14 protein-coding genes and 1 tRNA gene are annotated in these 25251 nt (G+C 48.8%); 10 read left to right on the forward strand and 5 right to left on the reverse strand.

Annotation, left to right across the window (positions count from 1 at the left end):
• Positions 1–163: 163 nt before the first annotated feature.
• The gene (locus J3L11_RS12440; RefSeq protein WP_207571191.1) at positions 164–1045 is read right to left on the reverse strand and encodes a DUF3530 family protein; all 882 of its coding nucleotides are present in this window, start codon (positions 1043–1045) and stop codon (positions 164–166) included.
• A 99-nt stretch (positions 1046–1144) separates the two neighbouring features.
• Positions 1145–4051 carry an RNA polymerase-associated protein RapA gene (gene rapA / locus J3L11_RS12445; protein WP_207571192.1) on the reverse strand — a complete coding sequence of 969 codons (2907 nt, stop codon included), beginning with the start codon at positions 4049–4051 and terminating at the stop codon, positions 1145–1147.
• Positions 4052–4356: 305 nt separating this feature from the next.
• Here rapA and J3L11_RS12450 point away from each other — a divergent pair, with 305 nt between their 5' ends.
• The 3 genes from J3L11_RS12450 to J3L11_RS12460 all read left to right on the forward strand — a co-directional run bounded on the left by J3L11_RS12450 (position 4357) and on the right by J3L11_RS12460 (position 12025).
• The gene (locus tag J3L11_RS12450) at positions 4357–5751 is read left to right on the forward strand and encodes a PhoH family protein (protein ID WP_133037317.1); all 1395 of its coding nucleotides are present in this window, start codon (positions 4357–4359) and stop codon (positions 5749–5751) included.
• Between the two features lie 117 nt (positions 5752–5868).
• Positions 5869–9561 carry a response regulator gene (locus J3L11_RS12455; RefSeq protein ID WP_207571193.1) on the forward strand — a complete coding sequence of 1231 codons (3693 nt, stop codon included), beginning with the start codon at positions 5869–5871 and terminating at the stop codon, positions 9559–9561.
• A gap of 64 nt (positions 9562–9625) precedes the next feature.
• On the forward strand, positions 9626–12025 hold the full coding sequence (locus J3L11_RS12460) for a zinc-dependent metalloprotease (protein ID WP_207571194.1): 2400 nt from the start codon (positions 9626–9628) through the stop codon (positions 12023–12025).
• Between the two features lies 1 nt (position 12026).
• Here J3L11_RS12460 and J3L11_RS12465 read toward each other — a convergent pair whose 3' ends face one another.
• Entirely contained in the window at positions 12027–13835 is a 1809-nt protein-coding gene (locus J3L11_RS12465) for a protein kinase (protein ID WP_189616929.1), read from the reverse strand.
• 206 nt (positions 13836–14041) lie between these two features.
• Here J3L11_RS12465 and J3L11_RS12470 point away from each other — a divergent pair, with 206 nt between their 5' ends.
• Positions 14042–14386 carry a hypothetical protein gene (locus tag J3L11_RS12470; protein ID WP_133037313.1) on the forward strand — a complete coding sequence of 115 codons (345 nt, stop codon included), beginning with the start codon at positions 14042–14044 and terminating at the stop codon, positions 14384–14386.
• 88 nt (positions 14387–14474) lie between these two features.
• On the opposite strand, the gene J3L11_RS12475 is transcribed toward J3L11_RS12470, so the two are convergent.
• A complete protein-coding gene (locus J3L11_RS12475) occupies positions 14475–15557 on the reverse strand; it encodes a porin (RefSeq protein WP_189616930.1) in 1083 nt (360 codons plus the stop codon).
• A 532-nt stretch (positions 15558–16089) separates the two neighbouring features.
• Between J3L11_RS12475 and tcdA the strand changes: the two genes are divergently transcribed.
• The 6 genes from tcdA to J3L11_RS12505 all read left to right on the forward strand — a co-directional run bounded on the left by tcdA (position 16090) and on the right by J3L11_RS12505 (position 23283).
• Complete coding sequence (gene tcdA / locus J3L11_RS12480) at positions 16090–16884, forward strand: tRNA cyclic N6-threonylcarbamoyladenosine(37) synthase TcdA (protein WP_207571210.1); 795 nt, start codon at positions 16090–16092, stop codon at positions 16882–16884.
• A gap of 93 nt (positions 16885–16977) precedes the next feature.
• Positions 16978–18204 carry a peptidase T gene (gene pepT / locus J3L11_RS12485; protein ID WP_189616931.1) on the forward strand — a complete coding sequence of 409 codons (1227 nt, stop codon included), beginning with the start codon at positions 16978–16980 and terminating at the stop codon, positions 18202–18204.
• A 132-nt stretch (positions 18205–18336) separates the two neighbouring features.
• Positions 18337–18948 carry a superinfection exclusion B family protein gene (locus J3L11_RS12490; protein WP_133037310.1) on the forward strand — a complete coding sequence of 204 codons (612 nt, stop codon included), beginning with the start codon at positions 18337–18339 and terminating at the stop codon, positions 18946–18948.
• 569 nt (positions 18949–19517) lie between these two features.
• Positions 19518–19604 (forward strand) — tRNA-Leu (locus tag J3L11_RS12495).
• 714 nt (positions 19605–20318) lie between these two features.
• Complete coding sequence (locus J3L11_RS12500) at positions 20319–21293, forward strand: alpha/beta hydrolase (protein ID WP_207571195.1); 975 nt, start codon at positions 20319–20321, stop codon at positions 21291–21293.
• A gap of 280 nt (positions 21294–21573) precedes the next feature.
• Positions 21574–23283: an FAD-dependent oxidoreductase gene (locus tag J3L11_RS12505; protein WP_207571196.1), complete on the forward strand. Its 1710-nt coding sequence runs from the start codon at positions 21574–21576 to the stop codon at positions 23281–23283.
• A gap of 46 nt (positions 23284–23329) precedes the next feature.
• Here the strand turns inward: J3L11_RS12505 and J3L11_RS12510 are convergent, their stop codons facing one another.
• The gene (locus J3L11_RS12510) at positions 23330–24946 is read right to left on the reverse strand and encodes a glycosyltransferase family 39 protein (protein WP_207571197.1); all 1617 of its coding nucleotides are present in this window, start codon (positions 24944–24946) and stop codon (positions 23330–23332) included.
• Between the last annotated feature and the right edge of the window lie 305 nt (positions 24947–25251).

Genomic DNA, 25251 nt, shown 5'->3' on the forward strand with positions numbered 1-25251 from the left:
GTTTCTTCAACAACCGTCAAGTGTTCGAGTAAGTCCATCAGGGCTGCTAATTGCGAAATGGGCAGCCATTAGATCACAGCATAGAGCTACAACTCAACACGGGCTAAAAAGTACGATCCCGCCCTGAATTATAGACGGCCACAGACATTTCAGCTGTCGCCTTTTAAGGCGATACTGCTTTTGCGGGATTTTCTTTATCAATTGCAACAATGCTGCTGCCCATTTGATTTATCAGATGCAAACATACGTCATAGGCCGTGGCTTGGGTCAAATCCAGCCCCATAAGCAATTGTCGCGAGTGATACCCGGGGTGGCTGTCATACACTTGCTGTCGCTGTGATTGAGTGGCAAGTGAAGCGCTATTCGCGTCTGGTGATTGTAAATCCAGCACTGGCAGCGGCAAATTGGCCAACAGTTTGGGAATTTGCGCATTTGCATTAGCTTCATCGGCATAGGGATTGATCAGTACCAGCAGATCGGGTGCCATAATGTTGTTGTTACTTAGTAAGTTAAGCACTAATGCTGCAGAAGATCCGGCGGCAATCAGCAATTTTTTACCAGCTAACGCTTGTGACGATGCCTGCAATTGTGTCAATCCTTGCTGCAGATAGTGTTGTTGCGATTGTTGTAATTGCTGCCAGTCAGTATCACTGCGCTTGCGGGTGGTGGCGTTGCCACTGTCTTGCACCTTGCCATCACCGGCTTTGTTGACTTCGGTCGCCTCGGTGGTGAAATTGGGTTCCGCTGGTTGCGGTGGTGGCGTGAGACTGATAGTGGTCCAGCCTAACAGATTCAGTTGTTGTCGCAGATACTCCAGCAACCCTGGTGACATGGCATTATCACCTGGTGCAGGAATGAAGATGGCACTGCCACGGTGTATGCGATACTGCCAATCACGGGTCAACACGGTGACGGGTTTACCATCAATTTGAATCTGACTCGTCTGCTGTTCAGCGTCAGCGGTTGGGTTAGCCTGCACTGTGGGCGCAGCGAACAAACCATAAGCCAACATTAATAGCAGCAGTACTCGGATAAACTTCAGCAACACGATATTCCGCCAGTAAAAAACTCATTATAAGTGCATTGTGGCTGAAACACAGTGCGGTGCACTTAAAAACAAGCCCGCATTTGCGGGCCTGTGTTATCAGACATGGCTGACCAGTACTAGCCGGATGGCATCCAAGCGCAGTTGACAGTTGTCCAAATAGCCATTCAGTTCGGCGATTTGCTGCCGTAAAAATAGCAGTTCTTCGTCGCGGATGTTGGGATTGACAGTTTGCAGAGCTTCTAAGCGTTCTAACTCTGCATGCAGACTCGTTTCCATTTGCTGCCTAGCTTGTTGCAGTAAAGCTGTCATGGCAGTCTGGGCGTGTTGTTCACCTTTCGCCAACAGCGGATGCAGTAGCGGTTGAGAGGCATTGACCAGCTTGCTGCCGATATGGCGATTCACTGGACTTAACTGCCGATCCCACTGTTCATAGGCGACTTTTGCGGCCAGATCGTTGCCGTCTTTGTCCAGTAGCACCCGGATCGGGGTCGCGGGTAGATAGCGGAACAGCTGGCTGGCTTTCGGGGCTGAGGCATCGGCGATGTAAATGAGCTCCAGAAACAGCGTTCCTGCGGGTAATGCCTTGTTTTTCAACAACGCTACACAGGTGGTGCCAGTGTCTGACCCCGTGATTAAATCCAGCCCTGTTTGTACCAGCGGGTGTTCCTGAGTGATCAACGCAATATCATCCCGCGATAAAGCGGTATCGCGCTCGAATGTCACGGTCACACCATCTTCTGGCAAGCCAGGGTAGGTGGGAAACATCATATGTTCACTAGGACGCAAAACAATGGTGTGTTCGCCTTTATCTTCTTGGTCGATACCGATGACATCCCATAAACGAATAACCGCACCGATTAGACCGGTATCGCTATCCATTTCTGCCAGTTGCCAGGCCAGCGCTTTAGCGCGATCGCCGCCGTTGGAGTTCAGTTCCAGCAGTTTATCGCGACCTTGCTCCATGGCCTGCTTCAGCTCTTTGTAACGGCTACGAGTATGATTTAGCAGGTTGGTCATGGCTTCGTCGTCTTCATGAACCAGCAATGGCAGCAGTTCTGCAGCAAACTCCTTGAACAGTATGTGACCAACTGGACAGGTTTGCTCAAAGGCATTCAGCCCTTGGTGATACCAGTTCAGCAACCGTGATTGAGCACAGTCTTCAATATAGGGCAGATGAATATTCACATCGTGCTGCTGACCGATACGATCGAGACGGCCGATACGCTGTTCCAGCAGATCGGGGTTAAGTGGCAGATCAAACAGCACCAAGTGACTAGCAAACTGGAAGTTACGGCCTTCGGAGCCAATTTCCGAGCAAATCAATGCCTGCGCGCCACCTTCTTCCTGTGCAAAAAATGCTCCGGCCTTGTCCCGTTCAATGATGGACATGCCTTCGTGGAATACGGTAGTCAGAATCCCTTCGCGGGTACGCAGTGCTTCTTCCAAACTTAACGCTGTGGCGGCTTGAGCGGCGATGATCAGTACCTTTTTACTGCGATGGTTTTTCAGGAAATCGATCAGCCAGTCAACGCGAGGATCAAATTTCCACCAGGCAGCGGATTGCTCATCAAACTGTTGATACAGTTTTTCTGGTGTTAGCGCCAGTCGTGCCTGGGTTTCATCCGGCAGATTGCGATTCATCATCAGGGCTACGCGCATGGCGGTCTGATACTGTTCTGGCATCGGCTGTGGATAAGCCTGAAAAATACGCTGTGGAAAGCCTTTCACTGAGGCACGGCTATTGCGGAACAACACTCGACCAGTGCCGTGGCGATCCAGCAGTTGTTGCAATAGCTCGTCTCTCGCTTGCTGTTGTTGCTCTGGGGTGATGTTGTCGGCTTGGATTAATTTGATGGCTGGAATGATATCTTTTTCGGCCAGTAGTTCGGTCAGCAGCGCAATCACATCATCAGGCAACTTATGACCGCTGGCGATAGCATCAGCCGCTTGAGCCACCTGTCGATAATCCTGTTCTTCCTTGATGAAAGCTGGATAGTCGTAAAAACGGTTAGGATCCAACAACCTTAATCTGGCGAAATGGCTTTCATGTCCTAGTTGGTCTGGCGTGGCTGTCAGCAACATGACGCCAGGTACTACCTGGGCTAAGGCCTCAACTATCTGATAAGCCTTGCTGGGTTTATCGGCGGTCCATTCCAAATGGTGGGCTTCATCCACCACCAATAAATCCCAGTCAGCATCCAGTGCTTGGTCTAGGCGGCGTTTTTGTTTGAGTAAATCCAGTGAGCAGATCACCAGTTGTTCGGTATAAAACGGATTATCGTGATCGGCAAAGGCTTCGACACAACGCTCTTCATCAAACACTGAGAAACGCAGGTTGAAGCGTCGCAGCATCTCCACCAGCCATTGGTGCCGCAGGGTATCTGGCACCAGAATTAATACGCGCTCAGCACGGCCAGTCATCAGTTGCTGATGGATAATTAATCCAGCTTCGATGGTTTTCCCAAGACCCACTTCATCCGCCAGTAAAACGCGGGGCGCATGACGGCGGCCGACTTCTGCGGCAATCCATAACTGGTGCGGAATAAGGCCAACTCTTGGCCCCTGTAATCCGAGCAATTCAGAAGTTGCCAGATGGTGGCGCAAACGCTGTGCCTGATAACGCACGCCGAAGCGATCAAGACGATCCAACTGACCGGCAAACAGCCGATCCTGCGGTTTGTTAAAGCGGATATTGTGATCCAGCAAGGTTTCGCGTAGCGACACGGCTTCGCCGTTGTCGGTATTGGTACCATGGTAGAGGACTAAACCGTCATGTTCCGCAACCGTCTGGATTTCCAGTGTCCAGCCTTCATGACTTTTGACTTTATCACCGGGGTTGTAGATCACGCGGGTTAAGGGGGCATCATGGCGGGAGAAGATGCGGCTTTCTCCGGTTGCAGGAAATAGCAGGGTGACCATCCTACCTTCCAATTGTACCACCGTGCCTAATCCTAGCTCTGATTCCGTATCACTGATCCAGCGTTGACCTAAAGCAAATGGCATTTTTAACTCTTTTCCTCGGTGCCTAGTGAAGGGCGCGTATGTTATACCAAAGCGATTATAATACCAATCCTGCCGAAGGCGGCTGTAATCGACAGAGGTAGATTTTACTAATGTAAAATTGCTGTTAAAAATTCTTAACGCGAAGCGATTGTCATCCCATAGTAATGGTGACAGTATAAAAACTGAACCTGTCACCGGGGGACGCTTGCCATTCATCCAACCACAGGAGCCTCTTATCTGATACTAGGCGTTACCCGCCCGACAAAAACCACAAAGTCATAATGCAATGACGCTATGGAGGCGCTATGGAACAAGACGACAGAAAATTGTTTGTACTTGATACCAATGTTTTATTGCATGAACCCTTGGCGATATATTCGTTTAAAGAGCACGACGTAATAGTTCCTATGACGGTGCTTGAAGAACTGGACCAGATTAAAGACCGCAAACGCGATGTCAGTCGCGATGCCAGAGTGGCCATCAGGGCCTTAGAAGATACGCTTGGCGGCGATATCACCCCGGAACAAATTATTAGCGGCGTGCCGCTACCCGCACGTGAAGGCCACGGCGATGCGACTGGCACTCTCGCCATCTTCCCCGACCACCAGATTGAGTTCACTATTGGTGCATTACCTGGCGATAACAACGATAACCGCATTATCAATACCGCGCTTTATTTGCAGAAGCTACATCACCCTCGACCAGTGGTGCTGGTAACTAAAGATATCAACATGCGTCTCAAAGCCAAAGGGGCGGGGATGCTGATGGTAGAGGACTATCGTACCGACCAACTGATCGACGATATCCGCTTTTTATCCAAGGGATTTCATGAATTTGAAGGGAATTTCTGGGAACATCTGGACCGGGTGGCGACAGAGCGTCATGGCCGCCAGACAGTGCACGATGTACCGCTTAAAGATCTGGGCGATGATATTTTTTACATGAATCAATATCTGTTGGATCAAGACTCCAACTTCTGCGGTCGGGTGGTTGGCCGTACTGACTCCTCGCTGAGTGTGTTAGATCTTGGACGCGAACGGTTATTGAATATGGAAGCTTGGGGGGTTCGCCCGAAGAATATTTATCAAGGCATGGCACTGCAGGCGCTGTTGGATCCGAGCATTGATATGGTGATCCTGACCGGTCCTGCGGGTTGTGGTAAAACACTGCTGGCGATGGCGGCGGCATTAGAGCTAGTGGTGGAACGCAATCAGTATGACAAGGTGATCGTGACCCGTAATACCCCGGAAATTGCCGAATCAATTGGCTTTCTACCGGGAACGGAGGAAGAGAAAATGGCGCCGTGGCTGGCAGCTATCACCGATACACTGGAAGTGCTGCACAAACATGATGTTAACCCCGCGGGTTCACTCAATTACATCATGGATAAGGCCAATATTCAGTTTAAATCCATTAACTTTATGCGTGGGCGTTCGATTCAAAATTCCGTGGTATTGCTAGATGAATGCCAAAATCTGACAGCCTCTCAGATCAAAACCATGATCACCCGCATGGGCGAAGGCACCAAACTTATCTGTTGCGGCAATTTGGCACAGATTGATTCTAACTATCTCACTGCGGTGACTTCCGGTTTGACCTACATCGTGGAGCGGTTCAAGCAGTTTGAAGGCAGTGCCAATCTTTATCTCAATGGCGTGGTACGCTCGCGGCTTGCTGAATTTGCTGAAGAACAGTTGTAAGTCTTTGTAATCCAGTGTAAGGCCTCTGTGGAGGCCTTTGTTTTCCTTGGTAAGCTGCTATCATAGTGAGAGTTTTCCGTGCTGTTCCCTGTATACAGCCGTTGTGCAAGGGCTAGGATGAAACCGACTGAACCTGAACTCCAGCTAAAATCGCCCATTCAGAAAAATTATAACCGTGCCGTGTTTTACACTTACATCGGGGTAATTGTGCTGGCATTACTGACCGCTTGGGGGTTTTATGAGCGGCAGAAAAGTGAGCAGATGCAGCTACGAGAGGAGCAGGTTGACCGGCATGTGATGCAGATAGACCTGTTGCTGGAGTCCAGTATCCGTGCGGTGAAAAGTCTGCGGGATATTGCCGTAGATCACCTGCGGTTGGCGGAACAGGTGCGCAAAGAGCGTTTGCCACAGTATGAAAAGTTTAATGAAAGCGGTCAGTATTTCACTTTAGAACCCACCTATGCCAGAAGTGGCGATCCCTTTACCAATATGGGGCGCATTACCGGTATCGGAGCTTTGGACGGCCGCAGCGAAAAGTTCTATCAAGAATTGGAGATGCTGTTTGAGCTGTCACTGTCGTTTCCGGTAGCGAAGGAGGCGGCACCTAAAGCATCCGCTATTTATTACATCTCCAAACGACGGATGATGTCCTATTATCCTTGGCCATCGGATGATGTACGTTTTCGTGATGAGCTGTTACATCGCAAACAGTTCCAGTTGGCAACCCCAGAGATGAACCCACAGCGTAGCGTGTTCTGGAGTGAAGCTTATGTGGATTCCGCTGGCAATGGCTTGCTGACCACTCTCGGGGTACCGATTTATCTCGACGATGATTTCATTGGTTCTATCAACCTTGATATGACGTTAGCGTCACTGGCAAGGCAGATTCGCCTATATTTTAAAATGCCGGGGACAGTGATCCTGCTGGATCAGGGCAACAACATCCTGTCTCACAGTGATTTTGACACTTCCAGTATTAACCGCGTGTACCACATCAGCCAGCGTATCCCGGCTGAACTGCACTCCTTACCAGAATCTGAGTTGTTTGATGCCCATGAAGGCATGATCCGCAACGGTTATTACATCTACTCAGTCGCGCTGCATAACGCGCCATGGCGTTTACTGTATCTGCAGAACGTAGACGACATGTTTTCCGATTCCTTTGAGAAGCTGAAAGCTACCTTCTTCCTCGTGGTCTTGGCTTTGTCGATTTTGGTGACCATAGTGCATTGGCAGACCCGCCGCTCATTTGTCAGTCCCGCTTCGCGTTTGTTGAATCATCTAGAAGCCTGCTCGCAATCACCGCAAGAACCGCCGAGTAAGATAAATCGTGACTGGCAGCCTTGGTTCCAGTTAGTGAGCCGGATTTTTGATGAAAATCAACAGTACACTAAACATCTGGCTGAACAGAATAAGCGTCTGGATAAACTGGTGGCACGGCGCACTGAGCGTTTGCGGGAAACCACCGAGCGCCGCGAGCAGGAGTTTGCGTTATTGCGATCGCTTTTGGACTCGATTCCCGAAGCGATTGTATTCAAAGATAAAGAAGGCAAATACCTCGGGTGCAATAAAGCGGCAGAGCGGGTACTGGGCTATACCGAAAGCGAAATGATCGGCTTGTCAGATCGCGATCTGACACCTCCCGAATTATCACAACGCATCCGTCATGAAGACGCCAAAGTCTTGCAGGAACGAACGCCATTACGTTACCAGGAAAAAGTGGAACTCGCTGGGAGACCTGTACTGCTCGACACCTTGAAACTGCCGTTTTATAACCGCCGTGGTGAGTTGCAGGGACTGATTGTGGTATGGCGTGATGTCACCCGCGAATATGAATCTGCAGAACAGTTGCGTTTGTCTGAAGAGCGCTACCATCTGGCGATGGATGCAGTAGAAGATGGTTTGTGGGACTGGTATCTGGATTCAGAACAGCTTATCTGTAATCCGTCTTTCTACACCATGCTGGGATATAAGGCCAACGAGTTCCCCGCATTGATGTCCACCATCGATGAGTTGACGCATCCGGATGATCGACTGCGAGTGCAGGAAACCCGCGAACAGTATCTGCGGGATCCCGTTGGAACTTATGATGTGGAATTCCGCATGCTGGGTAAGGGTGGCAATTATCACTGGGTGCTGGCTCGCGGTCGGGTGGTGGAGTTCACTAGCAACGGTGAACCTAAACGTATGCTGGGCACCAATAAGGACATTACCCGCCACAAGAATACCGAGCTGGCATTGTTGGAAGCCAAAAAAGATGCGGAACTGGCTAACCTCTATAAGAGTGAGTTTCTGGCGAATATGAGCCACGAGATCCGTACCCCGATGAATGCCATTATCGGCATGCTGCAGTTGGCTCAGCGTACCAGCCTGACTCCGCAGCAACAGGACTATCTGGAAAAAGCCGGATTCTCGGCACAGTCACTATTACGGATCATCAACGACATTCTCGACTTCTCAAAAATTGAGGCAGGTAAGCTGGAGCTGGAAAAAGTGCCGTTCCAGTTGGATAAAGTACTGGAACATGCGCTAGATCTTAATGCGCTCAAAGCCCAAGAAAAGGGTATTGAACTGCTGCTCTATGCACCAGTGACTGCTGGATTGCTCCTCAAAGGCGACCCATTGCGACTCGGGCAGGTGTTGGTCAATCTGCTATCTAATGCGGTGAAGTTTACCACTGATGGCGAGATTGAACTGGGCTGCGAAGATGTGGGTGAACGCAATCACCGGATGACGTTGAAATTCTGGGTACGGGATACTGGTATCGGCATTGAAAAGACCAAGCAGGCGCAACTATTTGATGCGTTTGCCCAAGCAGATGGCTCGACCACACGTCAATATGGCGGTACCGGTCTTGGTTTATCCATCAGTAAGCATTTGGTCTCCATGATGGGCGGCGATCTACAAGTGCAGAGTGAGCCGGGGGTTGGCAGTATTTTTACTTTCACCGTCAGCTTTGAAATCGCTGAGGAAGCACCCGTTACGCCGTTAACTGTACCGGAACAACTCAATAATCTGCGTACCTTGGTAGTGGATGACAATCCTTCGGCATTACAGATTTATGCCTCGCAATTGCGTGATTTTCATTTTGATGTGGAAACCGCCGCCAGTGGGCCAGAAGCGTTGTTTAAATTGGCTCAGCAACCTGTTGATCTGTTACTGATTGACTGGAAAATGCCGGAAATGGACGGTCGGGACGTGCTGGTGGCGATGGATGAAATGGTCAGCAATGGCAAAATTAGCAAACGGCCAGTGGTGATCATGATGACTGCTTATGCGGCTGAACCAATGGCACAGGAACTGGGCAGTACCAAGGTGTTTGCTTTGCTGCAGAAACCGTTTAAGTCATCGGCGTTGTTCAATGAAATCGTAGCGGCATTTTGTGAAGCCCCCGAACATAATGCCGTGCAAGAGCTGTCAACAACTGACAATAGTGAACTACGTGGGGTGGTGCTGTTGGTGGAAGATAACCTTATCAACCAACAAGTTGCCTGTGAACTGCTTCGTAGCGGCGGTTATGACGTAGATGTAGCCGAAAACGGCAAAGTGGCGCTGGCAATGGTGGCAGAAAAAACGTATGACGCAGTGCTGATGGATATTCAGATGCCCGTTATGGATGGTTTAACCGCCACGCGAGAGCTACGTAAACAATATTCAATGGAACAACTTCCCATTATCGCTATGACCGCTCATGCCATGTCTGGTGATAAAGACAAGAGCTTAGAAGCAGGCATGAACGCCCACATTACCAAGCCGATTATGCTCAATGAGTTGTTTGAAACACTCAGCCACTGGATACACAAAGCTTGAGATAAGCGGATCAATCCCTTAACTTGGATGCACGGAAGCGAAACAAGCACAGGGGATAAGTGGTATGAAGCCATTTTCGGGATTGTTATGGTGGCTGTTGTTGCTAATGCCGCTGACATTATCGGCGGCGGAAGACAGTGCCAGTGTCATACGTAACAGTGATAAAGCCGAAGGTTTTATCAATTTCTACTTTGATAATGGCAGTGGTCAGCTGTATCTGGAAGCCAATCACCTGAATCGCCCCATGCTGTTGCTAACCAGTCTGCCACAAGGTGCTGGTTCTAATGATATTGGGCTCGATCGCGGCCAACTGGGAAATACCCGGATGGTACAGCTGGAACGGCAGGGGCCTTATGTGCTGCTCAAACAACTCAATACCCATTATCGAGCTGGTAGCAACAACCCTTTTGAGCAGCGTGCCGTCGCCGATGCCTTTGCTGATTCCGTATTATGGCAAGGAAAACTGCTGCCAGGAAAGCGTCTGTTAGTACCACTCAACGAGCTGTTGCTGACAGATCTGCATGGCATTACCCAACAGTTAAGCGCCACTGGGCAGGGGCATTACCATCTGGATCAAAGCCGTTCGGTGATCTTGCCTACCTCCGTTAAATCGTTTGAGCGCAACAGCGATGTGGACGTACAACTGACATTTAGCGCCGATAAAGCAGGCGCGCAAGTGGCCGATGTGGCACCTGATGGGCAAGCGCTATCATTGCAAGTACGCTTCTCTTTCATTGCCTTACCAGAGCCTGGATATCAACCACGAGCCTATACGCCGATGAGTGGGTACCTTGCTGACGAATATCGTGATTACGCCACACCCATTGATCAGGAGATGACTAAACGACTGTTGCTTCGCCATCGTCTGCAAAAAGTGCATCCTGGTCCTGCCCCTAGCGAGGTCATAAAGCCGATAGTGTATTATCTGGATCCCGGCGTGCCGGAGCCGATACGTAGCGCATTATTAGAAGGCGGGCGCTGGTGGAGTCAGGCCTTTGCTGCTGCCGGGTTTCTCAATGCTTTCAAGATGGAAATGTTGCCGGATGACGCTGATCCCCAAGATATCCGTTACAACGTGGTGCAATGGGTGCACCGCGCTACCCGCGGTTGGTCCTATGGCGCGGTGGTGACTGATCCACGTACTGGCGAGATCATCAAAGGTCAAGTGACACTGGGCAGCTTACGGGTGCGACAGGATTTACTGATCGCTCGGGGTGTCACTGCTGGGTGGAGTGACAGGGTCGCCGCCGATAATGCGTCAATGGCATTGGCGCTGGCGCGCATCCGTCAATTAGCGGCGCATGAAATTGGTCATACGCTGGGTCTGAGTCACAATTTTGCAGCTTCCAGCAACGGCAACGCTTCGGTGATGGATTATCCACATCCTTATATCCGTGTGCATGAAGGTCAAATTGATATCAGTCAGCCCTACCGCGAAGGCATTGGTGAGTGGGACAAATTTGCTATCGCCTATGGCTATGGCGATTTTGGTGAGCAAACGGCGACCAGAACAGCGTTGGCTGAATTATTACAACAAGTGCAGCAACAGGGCTTGCGCTATATTGCTGAGGCCGATTCTCGGCAGTCTTCTGCCGCAAATGCTTGGGCCAGTCTATGGGATCGTGGCGATGATCCAGTTGTCGAACTGGAGCGCTTGCAGCAGGTACGTAAGCTAGCGTTACAGCAATTTTCCGGCACGGCGTTACTCAATGGGCAACCTTTGGGGGAACTGGCCGATGCGTTAGTACCGGTATATTTGCTGAGCCGTTATCAGTTGCAGGCGGCAGCCAAATTCATTGGCGGGATTGATTACAGTTATCAGGCAGATATTCACGGCGGCAGTTGGCATTATATGGCACCAGAGATGCAACTACGGGCACTACAGACCCTGTTGGCGGCGTTGGACAGCGATGCGCTATACCTGCCCACCAGTCTCTACGCCAAATTGGTGCCCAAGGCTGGCGATTATCAACGCAGCCGTGAAAGCTTTGCTTCGTCACTCGGGGTGGCAAATGATCCTCAGGCCATGGCTGAGGCGCTCAGTCGGCACGTTGTCAGTTTATTGTTGCAGAGCGAACGCCTTAACCGGATAGCGCAACAAGCTAGTCGTGACAACGAACAGTTGTCGCTCAGCAAGTTACTCGATCAGTTAGCCGCCAAGACATTGCTGGCCGATTTGCCGTCGGGTGATAAAGAAGCAGTAGCAATGCGGGTGAATGCGGTGGTATTGGATGCCGTACTGGATGCGATGGAAAATCCGGCCTCCAGCCCAGAGGTCAGAGCACAACTGCGCGCTAAACTCACCTTCTGGCAGCAGCAGTTCAATCGCAAGGAGAAACGAGTTACCGCTTTTGTCGCCGCGCATTATCAACTGATGCAGAGCGTTATTGAACAACAGGCGCAACAGCCTAGTAAGCGAATGATCTTGAATCCAGTCCCCATGCCCCCGGGGGCACCCATTTGAATCAGCTGCGCTTCGGGTTACGTGGAAAAAATCGTTCTGGGCGCCGCTGCAGATGGGAGAACTCTCGGGTGTTTTTATAGGGGAGCTTCATAAAACCCGAGACGCCCTGACCATGAATTTTGTCAACATGCAGCAGGATCCGGTCAAGGCAGGCGCGAAACTGTGCCTGCTTACGAGGATTGAGCAATCGCAGATAGCTATGAATTTTTAAGTGGGTCGGCAAGGCTTCGAAAATAATACAGCCAGTGTGATGGATTAAGTTAAGCCGTTCCAGCTCCGCCATAATTTCTGCTGGCAGCTCTAGATTTTCATCTGGATCTTTACCATCTTCAAAGTAAGAATGCAGGCGTGACTTATCTTCCAGATTAGGTACATCGCCAATTTCAAAGGGTAACTGCTGACCATCATTACAGCTGAAGGGAATAGCAGCAGAGGCGCGTTCCAGATGCAAGGTATCTTTGGCGTTAAAAAAACAGGCTTTGAAGACGCCGATTTTGCTGATCCCGCGCGCCAGCGTCACCATATTATTCACCGCCTGTAAGAGTGCCGGTTTAAGGGGCGCGTCATACAGCGCCAGATTGGAATCGATATATACGCCCTGTGCCCGCCAATGGATAGCCAGTCCACCAACAATTGGATATTGCCCCAGTCGCCCTACCGCAGCGATAAACCCCTTTTCGGTATCGCCCATCCCCGCAAGAAAATTGCGATAGTATTTTTCTAACTGCACATCATTGGGGAATGGTTCGGCAGAGCCAATGTCGCCTTGATGACTGCGCAGAAACGATTTGCGCGAGCTATAGCTGACCGTTTCCACATCACGGCTCTGAGACTGCACCCACACCGGAATATCCGCTGTTACCTCAACCGCCGCCACTGGCGGCAACAGCAGATAATGACTGTAACGCATACTGCGCAGAAAATAATCACCTGCTTGCTGACGTAATTTAGGGTCATCACTTAGCATTCCCTCCAGCGTGCGTGCCAGTTCCTTAGGTAATCCCAAGCTAGTGGGAGGAATGACCTTGGAGCCAAAACGGCTGGCCTGACCGGACGCCAGCGCATATAGCGTGGCTGCGACACCTTGCTCATCAAAACGTGGGTTGGATAAGGCGCCGTTCAGTTGCTCCTCGCCAATAAAATACACATCGCCCATTCTGGCATTGGTATGCTGTTGGTCGCAGGACAATAACTCCATCACATTAGCACTTGCCGGTTGACCGTCTGCTTCCTGCTGAGCAAATACCGCGGAGCCCCAGTCAATCAGTGACAACTTGTCTTGCTGCGGGTCATACACTAGGTTTGATGGTTTAATATCACCATGTACCAAAGGTCTGCCATGGCGCAGATACAACAGCAGATCCGCCAATTGCCGGGCGATACTGATAATTTCATGTACCGGTAGCGCTCCTATTTGGCGGCAGCGTTGGTCAAGATCCTGGCCAGAAGCGCGCGCCATCACCATGATGCCTTGGCGTCCAACCCGTTCAAATTTGATTAATGCAGGAACGTTGGGGTGGTGCACTTGTGATAACACAAACGCTTCTTCTTCTAAGCGATCCTGAATGTGCTGTGGCAAGGTGATACGAGAAAACTTGAACACATGTTCTTCACCGGAACGATTGCGGCCTCCAAAGACAAAACCGTAGGCACCTTTGCCGATAAGTTCAGGCTCTTCATAGCCAAGCTTTATCAGTTGCTGACGACAAAGGCGGATCCAAGCGCGGTGTTTGCGTGCATCATCGGCCCTAAGCAGATAAACAGACTGCTCTTCTGAAATGTAGAAGTGTTGTAATTCCGGTACTTGCAACGACCATCTCCTACCGCAGTGAAGCTTAGATTATCCGCCCATTTAAACAGCAGTCAAAGTAGGGAACAAACCAATATAAGCGAGATCTATATCAGATTTGCATGTTCCTAACGCATCTGATTATCTGACACTTTGACATACATCAAATATAGCGAAAACAGTCAGGGGTAACCTTTGTCCCATAGACATATCTTAGCGGAGGCGTTATGCCTGAGCCTGACAAGCGTGAACTAATCGCGCTATTTGAATACGCCAGACCTAGAGTGATCCAGTCGATGGAGTTACGTCACTGTCCTCATTCCGGTTTTTTTAATGCCGTCGATGAGCAATGCATTTTCTGTCATCAGGGAATGGAATGTATCTGGATGAACCGTAATGACAGCTTAGTCGCCTTGGAAGAAAAATCAGTGGAAGAATTGAAGCAGCAACTGCTAATTGCTGTCGACTTTGTTGATGCCAATCTGACACCGCATCACTTGTCACGACGTAAATGTGATTGTGACAACTGTACTTGGCTCCGCAAAGTGGAAGAAACTCTCGCTAGGTTCTGATGTTTTCAGGTATTGTTGGTCAATTTTGACCTGTTCTTAATAATAAAAAGGCGACCATCAGGCCGCCTTTTTGCATCCTTAAACAGGATTAGAAGTCGTAACGTACACCTACAGAGAATACGTTGTCGTCATCCAGGTCGATTTTGGCACCATCTTGCTTATAGTCACCAGTGTAGTAAGCATAGTGACCGTACAACATAGTGGTTTTAGCAACTTTGTAGTCTGCACCAACGATGAAGTTAGAAACGCTTACATCACTTACAGAGCGAGTAGCCACGGTATCAGCCTTCATGTTAACACCTGAGATGTTTTTGAAGTAGCTACCGAAACCACCATCATCATAGATGTATTCAGCTTTCAGGTTTACACCGTTCAGATTATAAGCAACGTTAACCAGGTAAGTACTACCATCGATGTCGCTGTTCAGTACGTTTTCAGACTGTTGGAACAACGCACCTACTTTGAATTGATCCAGTTTAACCTGACCAACTACACGGTAGGCATCAATACCATTGATGCCTTTGTTGTAGGCTGCTGCTGCGTAGTAGTTCTGCGCTTTGAAGCCTTTGTCACCCAGAGTGGCACTCAGTGCATACTGGCTGCTGCCATCCCCGGCAGAAGTAGTGGCATTGTTATCATCGAACTGATAGTTAGCGTTCAGAGTCAAAACACCAGCAATTTTTGGAGAATAATACCATACACCGTCAGCTACACGGCTTTGAGCCTGCAGTATACGGTCCATATCCGCGTTGGTGTTACCGAACAGGTCGATGCCGCCTTCAGAATTTTTGAATACGGTATCGTTACGGCCGAATACCGCAGTACCGGCAGCAGTTTTGAAACCAAAGTAAGTGTTACGAGAGTTGAATACGGTAGAGCTACCAGTGTTAGAGGTATTTTCAAAGCCCCATTCCGCTTGGTATACGACTTCTACGCTATCAGAAATCTTTTCGGTGCCTTTAACACCTAACCATGAGAAGTTGTTTTCCAGATAAGTACCGCTCTCACCAACAGTAACGCCAGAAGTATCACCCTGCAGGGTTGAACTATTCTGAGAGTTAGTGAGCATCAGGTCGAAACGACCGTAGAAAGATGGACCATCAGCCAGTGCACCGAAAGAGGCGGCTGCCAGAACAGTAGCTACTGACGCAGAGATAAAACTTTTCTTCATGTATGTGCTCCCTAGAACCTAAGTTCTATTCCATTTATTTATGGTTTTGCTTTTCGTGTTCCTGGGCTAATCCCGGGCTTCCTGCTCAAGATAAAGCTGCGCGAATTCTTACAGTTTTAATTTTTTAATATTGTGGCATTGATCACACTTTATGTCCTGGCGCCACGGAACTTTTTCAAAAAAGTGACAAAAACACCTATTAGCGATTAAAAATTCAGCAGTGATTATTTTTAGCGTAACCTCCTGTGGTATGAGCAAAAACGCATTGGCTTATCAGTATGCCAGCCTGTATCCGATCTTGCCGTTCAACTAAAGGATAAATTAGTAATAGTCGATGTTTGAAAAAAGTAAAATTTTTTAATGAATAAAATCTGAGCGTTAAGAGCAAGCTTGTGATACACACAAGACAGAGACCATAAATTTGTGAAACAATTACAAAACGCAAATGAGTTAACCTATTTAAAACGCAGTTTTGCTTTCCCAATTGCAAACTGCGATCTCTGAGTCTAGGAACGTCATCTTGTCAGTAACAATGATTGAAGCAGATGCTTACCAATTACGCTTTGGTGGTATCGCCAGACTATATGGTGTTAAAGCGTTACAGGTATTTTCTCAAGCCCGTGTGATGGTCATAGGTATTGGTGGTGTGGGCACTTGGGTGGCCGAGGCGTTGGCACGGAGCGGTGTTGGTAACATCAGCTTGATGGATCTGGATGATGTGTGTGTTACCAACAGCAATCGGCAAATCCATGCGCTGGCTTCCACCGTGGGACAGTCAAAAGTCAAGGTAATGGCGGAACGTATTAAGGAGATCAATCCGTTGTGTCAGGTCACCGAGATTGAAGATTTTATCTGCGCTGATAATCTTGCTGAATATCTGCTACCAGCAGGTGCGACGGATTTTGTAGTGGACTGTATTGATGCCGTCAAACCTAAAGCAGCATTGATTGCTTGGTGTAAGCGTAACAAAATCCCGCTGGTGACCGTTGGTGGTGCTGGCGGACAACTCGACCCGACATTGGTATCAGTAACTGATTTGGCGAAAACGATTCAGGATCCATTATTGGCGAAAGTACGTAATCTACTGCGGCGGGAATATAACTTCAGTAAGAATCCCCAACGGCGATTTGGTGTGGATGCGGTATTCTCCAGTGAACAGCTGAAATATCCGCAGCCAGATGGCAGCGTATGTAATAGCAAGGAAGGCGTAACTGGCAGTATGCGTATGGACTGCTCGGCAGGCTTTGGTGCAGTGACCTCTGTTACGGGGACTTTTGGCTTTGTCGCTGCTAGCCGGGTGCTATTGAAATTGGCGCAAAAGGCCTAATTCAGCTAACGCCAAAAATATGATCCAAATCTAATGTAATCAAATTGGTTGTGCTAGAATGCAGCCACTTTATTGCACTAGGGTTACAAAACTATGCAAGAAGCTCTGCTCTCTCGGTTTTTGCGTTATGTGCAATCGGATACGCAATCCGATCCTAACAATTCTGCGATTCCCAGCTCAGTTGGTCAGCATAAATTTGCCGTTGCGCTCAAGCAGGAATTGACTGAACTTGGTTTTAGTGACGTTTTTCTTAGCGATACCTGCTGTCTTTATGCTCGCGTTCCTGCGACTGTGGCTGATACTCCTGTGATAGGATTTCTGGCACACCTAGATACATCTCCAGACTATAGTGGCGCTAACGTTAAGCCGCAGATCATCAGTGATTATCAGGGACAGATCATACCGTTAGGGACAATAGAACAGCTTTCACCGGAGCAATTCCCCGATCTCCTGCATTATATTGGTAAGACGCTAATCACCGCCGACGGCTCGACGTTGCTTGGCGCTGATGACAAAGCAGGTATCGCGGAAATTATCACGGCGCTGCATTATCTGCTACTGCACCCTGAAATTCCTCATGGTGAAATCGCCTTGTGCTTTACCCCAGATGAGGAAATTGGTCGCGGCATACAGGGCTTTGATGTAGAGCACTTTGCGGCACAGTGGGCTTACACAGTAGATGGTGGTGCCGCAGGGGAATTACAGTTTGAGAATTTTAACGCAGCAACAGCCGTCATTACCGCCCGTGGTAACACTTGTCATCCAGGCAGTGCTTTTGGGGTGATGGTGAATGCAACAACTATGGCCTGTCGGTTCCATGCCCGGATGCCGTTGAATGATACCCCCGAGCACAGCTCTGGCTACGAGGGCTTTTTCCATCTGGTGTCGATGGAAGGCACAACAGAACAAGCGAAATTGGTTTATCTAATCCGCGATTTCGACAAGCAGCAGTTTGAGCAACGGAAGCAATGGTTGCGGGATCTAGTTGAGAAATACAACGATGAGTTGACCAGTGGCAGTCTGGAGATTGCGATCTCAGACAGTTACTTCAATATGAAAGAAGCCGTGATGCCCACACCATATATTACCGATATCGCTTGTCGGGCAATGGAAATGGCAGGTGTTACGCCCGATATCAAACCCATTCGGGGCGGTACTGATGGTGCCCAACTGTCCTATCGCGGCTTACCATGTCCTAACTTGTTTGCTGGTGGACATAATTTTCATGGTAAACACGAGTTTGTCTGTTTAGAGTCAATGGAAAAGGCGGTAGAAGTCATCATTAATATCGCTCAACTTACTACACAAAGATACGATTAACCGATAATCCCACCGAATCCTCCTTCGTAAAGCCGATGCCATGTCGGCTTTCTCCCTAAATAATACATTTAACAGTGGCATTTTATTTGCTTGTCAGCTGTCACTGTTATGTTTTTGACACCGGGTATCTTCATGAAGCGATTCAGACTGGCATTGCCGAAAAAAATCAGTATGCGTGGACTGCTGCTGAGGCTATCACTGTGGGGTATGTTGTTGACTACCTTACTGTTGTTTGTCCCTTCGCCATTACTACATCTCGTAAGTCTGGATGAATGGACCATCAATAATGGTCATTATATTGGTCTAGGACTTTTATGTTCATTGGCGTATATCGGTGCGTTGGTTGTCAATTTTCTGCTAGATGAAGCAATTAAATATCTGCAGGGCCGACGAGTGGATGACGCGATAGAGGAAAAAGTCCAACTTCTCGATCCTGCTGAACGGGCATTATTGCGAGAATTCTTTCTGCAAGGCAGTTCGGTGCTGACTATGCCTAAAGATGATCTGGTCGTGCAGAGCTTGCTGCGGAGCCACATTCTGGAATGTATCGGCAATGAACGCCACTACGCGATTCAGGGCCCAACTGCTGACTTCAAAATTTCCATGAAAGCCCGTAAGTATCTCAACCGCAGGATCCTCAGATTACCTGCTGGGGAATTAAGCAAAGAAGATATGCAACACCTAATTAAAACTCGGCCGCAGTTTATCAATAACTTAGCGCAAGTTCGCAAACACGCAGCTTAGTTAATATTTTTCGATAAATAAAAAGGGCAGCGCAATGCTGCCCAAATCACTTCTTAGTGTCACCTTCAGAAGAAAATACGAAAACTAACTCTTAGAAGACTTTACAATCAGTACCCAAGATAGGTAACTGAGGAGTCCAACAGTGCCAAGCAGCACGAGAGTAGACAGTAACCCCAGAGGTGTTGTGAACATTACATCTATATCAAGTAATAGTGTCATTCACTTACTCCTCTTATCGTAAAGTCAGTTAAAAAATAGCCAATGTGCAATGCGGGTAAACTGATCGCGATCAATAAACCACCAGAAATGTGGTTTTCGCTCGAAGCGGTGTGGACAGTATCAGAAGCCGATCAAATTTTTGACGATATTTACCATCGTCGAAGGGGTTAGTTTTTGTGTCATCTGGCCACCATAAAAATGCCTAGCGTTGTAAAATTAATCAGTCAGACAGCATTTTATAGTGAGTGCACTGAAAGGGCTTGCGATTGTATGAAGCACAGGTATAATGCCGTCCGTATCGATGATTACCTATCACCGATACGTGTAAAAACGTGAAAAATCAAATCAGTGCCAGAGTGGTGAAATCGGTAGACACAGGGGATTCAAAATCCCCCGCCCTTAAAAGCGTGACGGTTCGAGTCCGTCCTCTGGTACCATCTCTTCTAGAGAGAACATCTAGAAAGAGCTAACCGACGAAAGTCGGTTTTTTTATGTCTGAAATTTGGTGTACCGGCGGGTTTAAGCTTCAATGCTGTGTTGCTAGCAAACCTGCGAGCACAGGGGATTCGCTTTCAATAACATCGGCCCCGCCCTTAAAAGCGTGACGGTTCGAGTCCGTCCTCTGGTACCATCTCCTAGTGAGATAACAGACCGACGATAAGTCGGTTTTTTTGTATCTGTTTCCAGCACTTATCCTCCCTTTGCGCCCCAATATTTTGGGTACAACTGTACGCAGCATTCATCTTCCGATGTGCTGGTCGGCTCCAAACTTTGCATGAGATCTCAGGATGGCTAATAAGATGCTTTGGGGTGTTGTGCGTCCACAGGGTTTTACTCATCTATAAATGCTGTGCTAGAACTCGCCTAAATTCTCAGTGATGTCACTAATTAAATATCCCCATTCAATGACAGGTCTTAGTGCTTGATGCTTAAATTCGGGCCTGAATCTCTGATTGTTTATGGTTGTGCCCCAAAGCTCCAATATTTAGTCCACTCTAATGGCAAACAACTGCTGTTGATTCAGCGTTGCTAGAGCAAAGTCAAACACAGTGAATAATGTTTTTCTTGCCAGAGCAGCAGGTGCATCTGGTAGTTTTATCGCCAATTTCGTACATTGATTTCGCCTGCCATTTAGACAATCGGAGCGTCAAATGAAACACAGCATCGCACTTATGGCTGTCATAGGTTGTTTAATGTTGTTCTCTCTGCAAACTGTGAGTGCTGGGTCATTGTTAGAGCGATTCAAAGAGCGTCGTGCAGAGCGACTTAATCAAGACAATGAAGCCCTATTTACTGAGAGCAGTGATGCTGCAGCGTTTGCCAATGACCATATCACCGTCCGTCATAACATTGCCTACGGTGACGACAAATTACAGCAACTGGACAGCTACGCCCCACGTCAACTTCAGCAACCTGCTCCCGTTGTGGTAGTGGTGCATGGCGGCGCGTGGCGCATTGGCGACAAGGCAAGTAGCAATGTGGTGGTGAACAAAGTGAAACGCTGGGTGCCACAAGGGATCGTCTTTATCTCGGTCAATTACCGTATGTTACCCGATGCCGCACCGGCAGTGCAGGCCGCCGATGTCGCCAAAGCAGTCGCTTATGTGCAGCAACATGCTACAGAGTTTCAGATTGACCCGCACCAACTGGTGTTGATGGGGCATTCTGCGGGGGCGCATTTAATTAGTTTGCTGGCGACTGATGTGTCATTGCAACAACGCTATCAAGTAAAACCCTGGTTAGCGACGGTAGCTTTGGACAGTGCTGCTTACGATGTCGTCGAGATTATGGGGCGCTCGCATTACCGCTTCTATGATGCCGCCTTTGGTAAAGACATGGCCTATTGGCAGCAAAACTCACCGAAGTTACAGATGAAAGGCAAAATCGCGCCATTTTTGGCGGTTTGTTCATCAAAACGCCCAGACAAGCCTTGTGAGCAAGCTGAGGCATTTGTCACCCAAGCTAAGGCGCTGGGCAGCACCGCAACGTTAATGCCTGAGGCGATGACACACAAAGAAATCAATCGTGATGTCGGTGTGGCCATGCCTTATACCACCGACATTGAGCACTTTCTAAGTCAACAGAGCGAGCGTTGGGCGCAACGACTGCAACCACGTAAACCGTAGCAAAATTGCACCTTTGTCACTGGAATTGGGCTTTGATGTGATGACGGTTAAATCGCTGACCATCGCGTTTTTTGTGCAAAAGGGTTGCATTCATTCCATAAGTTTATTCTTATAGATGATGGTTTTTGGGGAAACAATGACAGATTGCTGCTAGCGATTGCAAGGCGGTAGTGTACTTAACCACGCCTTGTGACTTACCGGGTCTAGAGCTTATTTCATTGATTTTAATATTGTTAAAGGTTTATACGGAAATCTTGGTAGCGCAAGATCTGGAGTGGATATGACGAAAATAGTGATTGTCGGTGGTGTCGCTGGTGGTGCCTCAGCCGCTGCGCGAGCAAGACGCATGTCGGAATCGGCGCAGATTATTATGTTGGAGCGGGGAGAGTTTATCTCGTTTGCTAATTGTGGCCTGCCGTATCATATCGGTGGTGATATCGCTGCCAGAGAAGCGCTTTTACTGCAAACGCCTGAAAGTTTTAAAAAGCGTTTTGATGTTGAGGTTCGGGTGTTCAATGAGGTGATGTCGATTGATGCCATCCATAAAACACTACGAGTCAAAAATCTGCTGACGGGCGACAGCTATGAAGATACTTACGATAAATTGCTGCTCAGTCCCGGTGCAGCACCGGTAAAACCGCCGATCCCCGGTATCAACAACCCCCACGTGTTCACCTTGCGTAATATTGCTGACATGGATGCCATTATTGCGGCACTGGCCGCACATAAACCGCAGCATGTGACCGTGGTCGGCGGCGGATTTATCGGTTTGGAAATGGTAGAGGCTTTGCATCAGCGAGGGATCCGCATTTCACTGTTAGAGTTAGCGCCACAGGTCATGGCTCCTGTGGATCCCGAAATGGCTAATGTGTTGCATCGCGAATTAGTTAACAAAGGTGTGGAACTGCGGTTGAATACCGGACTTACTGAAGTAAACAGCCGTGACAATATGCCATCAGAGCCAGAAGCAACCGATGTTTATGACAAGCCTTCTCACCATCACACTGCTCTGGCATTAACACTGTCCACTGGGCAAACCCTAATAACCGATATGGTGATTCTGGCCATCGGCGTTAAACCAGAAGTGTCATTGGCCAATAGTGCGGGTCTGGTTTTAGGGGAGCGTGGCGGCATTAAAGTGGATGCGGGAATGCGCACTTCGGATCCAGATATTTATGCTGTAGGGGATGCCGTAGAAACGCTGGATTTTGTCACTGGCAATGCAGCCTTGGTACCATTAGCCGGGCCAGCAAACCGGCAGGGACGTATTGCCGCTGATAATATGTTGGGTCTGGACAAACAATATCGGCGCACTCAAGCAACGGCCATCTGCAAATTATTTGATTTGGCGATTGCCAGTACTGGCCTCAATGAGAAATCTCTACAGCGGCTGCAATTACCCTATGAAAAAGTCTATGTGCATACCGCGAGTCATGCGGGTTACTATCCAGGTGCTCATCCGGTGACACTGAAACTGTTATTTGATCCCAACAATGGCAAAATCCTCGGGGCACAAGCGGTCGGGATGGATGGCATCGACAAGCGTATTGATGTGTTGGCAGTCGCACAGCGTGCTGGCATGACTGTGCGAGATCTACAGGATCTGGAACTGTCTTATGCCCCTCCTTTTGGTTCTGCCCGTGATGTCGTGAATCAGGCCGGCATGGTAGCAACAAACGTGTTGGATGGTGACGAGCAGATATGCCACGTTGATGAAGTGGCTAGCCCTTCTGCCGAACAAGTTGTGTTAGATGTCCGTAATCCTCCAGAGCTGACGAACGTTGGCGCGTTTCCGCAAGCGCTGAATATCCCCGTTGATCAACTGCGTCAACGGTTAGGCGAATTGCCTAAGGACAAGGAAATCCTAGTCGCTTGTCAGGTAGGGTTGCGCGGACACGTGGCTTATCGCCTGTTGCGCCAGCATGGCTTTAAGGTTCGCAATCTTACTGGTGGATTTAAGACTTTCCAGATGACAATGGCTAAATTCTAGTGACAAAAGCGGCATTCACCAATGCCGCTTTTTCATCCTGTGTAAGCTAGTGGGCGGTAGGCATTAAAGCGATAAAATCTGTAGCCTTAATCAGCAACAATACCCGTCCACGATACGGTTGGCTAAAAAGCGCCTGCTTGCGCATAACCTCGGCAGGTCGCTTGACCGGGTAGATCACTATTGCCTGCGGATGCTGCTTGAGCCAGTCAACGCGCTGATTTATGTCGGTATCCTGCAGTTCCACAATCGGTTGCTGTAATCGACCGGCAAACTGGAACTGGTTGTCGTATTTGTCCCAGAATGCCAGCGTGTTTCCTTTCTGTTGTAATAGCCGTACTTGCCGTGCCGCATCGGTCACATCGTATGCCTCATGTAACGGCTGTTTCACGGCCAAAAGCACGCTGGTCATTAACAGCGGAAATATCAGAAATTGTACCAACGGATTCAAACTGACTTGTTTGAATCGCCACCGCGACAGTGCTAGCAGCACTATGGGCAATAATATCGCCCACAAGGCAATTTTGGGGTCGTGCAGGTTTTTGAACACCTTGTCAGCCCACAATGGCAACGAGCCGATTAACAATACGACAACCATGCAGAGCGCGGTCAGCACATAGCTGCGTCCGAAATTTTCTGGCTTGACGCCAGCGGCAACATACAACGCAATTACCGGCATCAGCGGGCATAGATAGTGGAGCTGTTTACCGCTGATCAGACTGAAACTCAGCAGAATGATAGTGACGTAAAGTACTAAGGCTTTATCACGGTTATTCTGAAAACGGCATATTTGACTGCGCCAGATGCCACTGAGTAGCGGTAGTGGTAGTAACAACGCAGGTAAAAGATATACATACCAGTAAAAAGGCCGAGCGTGAGCAAATGCGGCAACTAAGCGTCCAGCAGTTTGCTTCCAAATGAGCTCCTTTTCGTAAGCTCCGCCGCCAGCTATTACCGCCGGTAATAGCCAGCACGCCAGAAGCAACAGTCCCATGCATATGGCGATAGAGCTACCACGGAAAAACCTGCCGTTACTGATGCTGTTGTTATGTTGCCACCAAGGACGCAACAGCATAAACGGGATCGCGTAAAGCAGCATAACAGGCCCTTTAGTCAGCAATCCCAGACCGACAGCCAGCGCACCAAGGGCAATAAAGCGTCGGTTACCTGTGTCACTGAAACCCAAACAGCTCAGTAGCCACAGCAACACAAAGACGCTCAGCACCAAGTCAAACATGACTGTCGGCAGATAAAAATTCCAACCCGCTAATGCTAATAGCAATACAGGCGCGTACCTAGCCGCAGCATCAGACTGAGGGAAGTACTTCTTAGCTAACATATAGACCAAGCCGAAATTGAGGCAGGAAAACAGCGGCACAGAAAGACGCGCGGACCATTCACTTACACCGAAAACCGTCCAAAACAGGTTAATTAACCAAAACAGTAATGGCGGCTTATGGGCATAAGTTTCACCATTCTGATGTGGTACTAGCCAGTTATGATCGCGCCACATTTCCCAGGCAACCGAGACATAGCGGGTTTCATCCACTGGCATGAGTGGTCGCAGCCACAAGTGCAACGAAACCAGAAGTAATGCCGCCAGATAAGTTACACCGAGAAATATCCGTGGCGTTAGGTACGTTTGGTCAATTAGGCGGTTACTCATCAAGGTTAGGAGTTCCGACTACTTTTGAATACGGCTATGGTGACGGAAAAGTATTAATGAATTATTAACAGTTTCAGATAGTCGGGAACAGTTTCCTGCACCATAAGATGACACTGGCGGCGAATCACCACATTTAGATCTGGGCCTCTAACCAATAGTCGCTGGCATCATGAGGCATTGTTGCTAGGCTAAATGTATAGGTTGACCAGTATTGCTGAACATTTTGCCGAGCTGCAATTGTTGGCGGTAAATATAAAAAAGCCGGTGATTATGACCAGTAATCACCGGCTTTTGCTGGCACAGAT

This window comes from Shewanella sp. 4t3-1-2LB (assembly GCF_017368415.1).
Taxonomy (GTDB): Bacteria; Pseudomonadota; Gammaproteobacteria; order Enterobacterales; family Shewanellaceae; genus Shewanella; species Shewanella fodinae.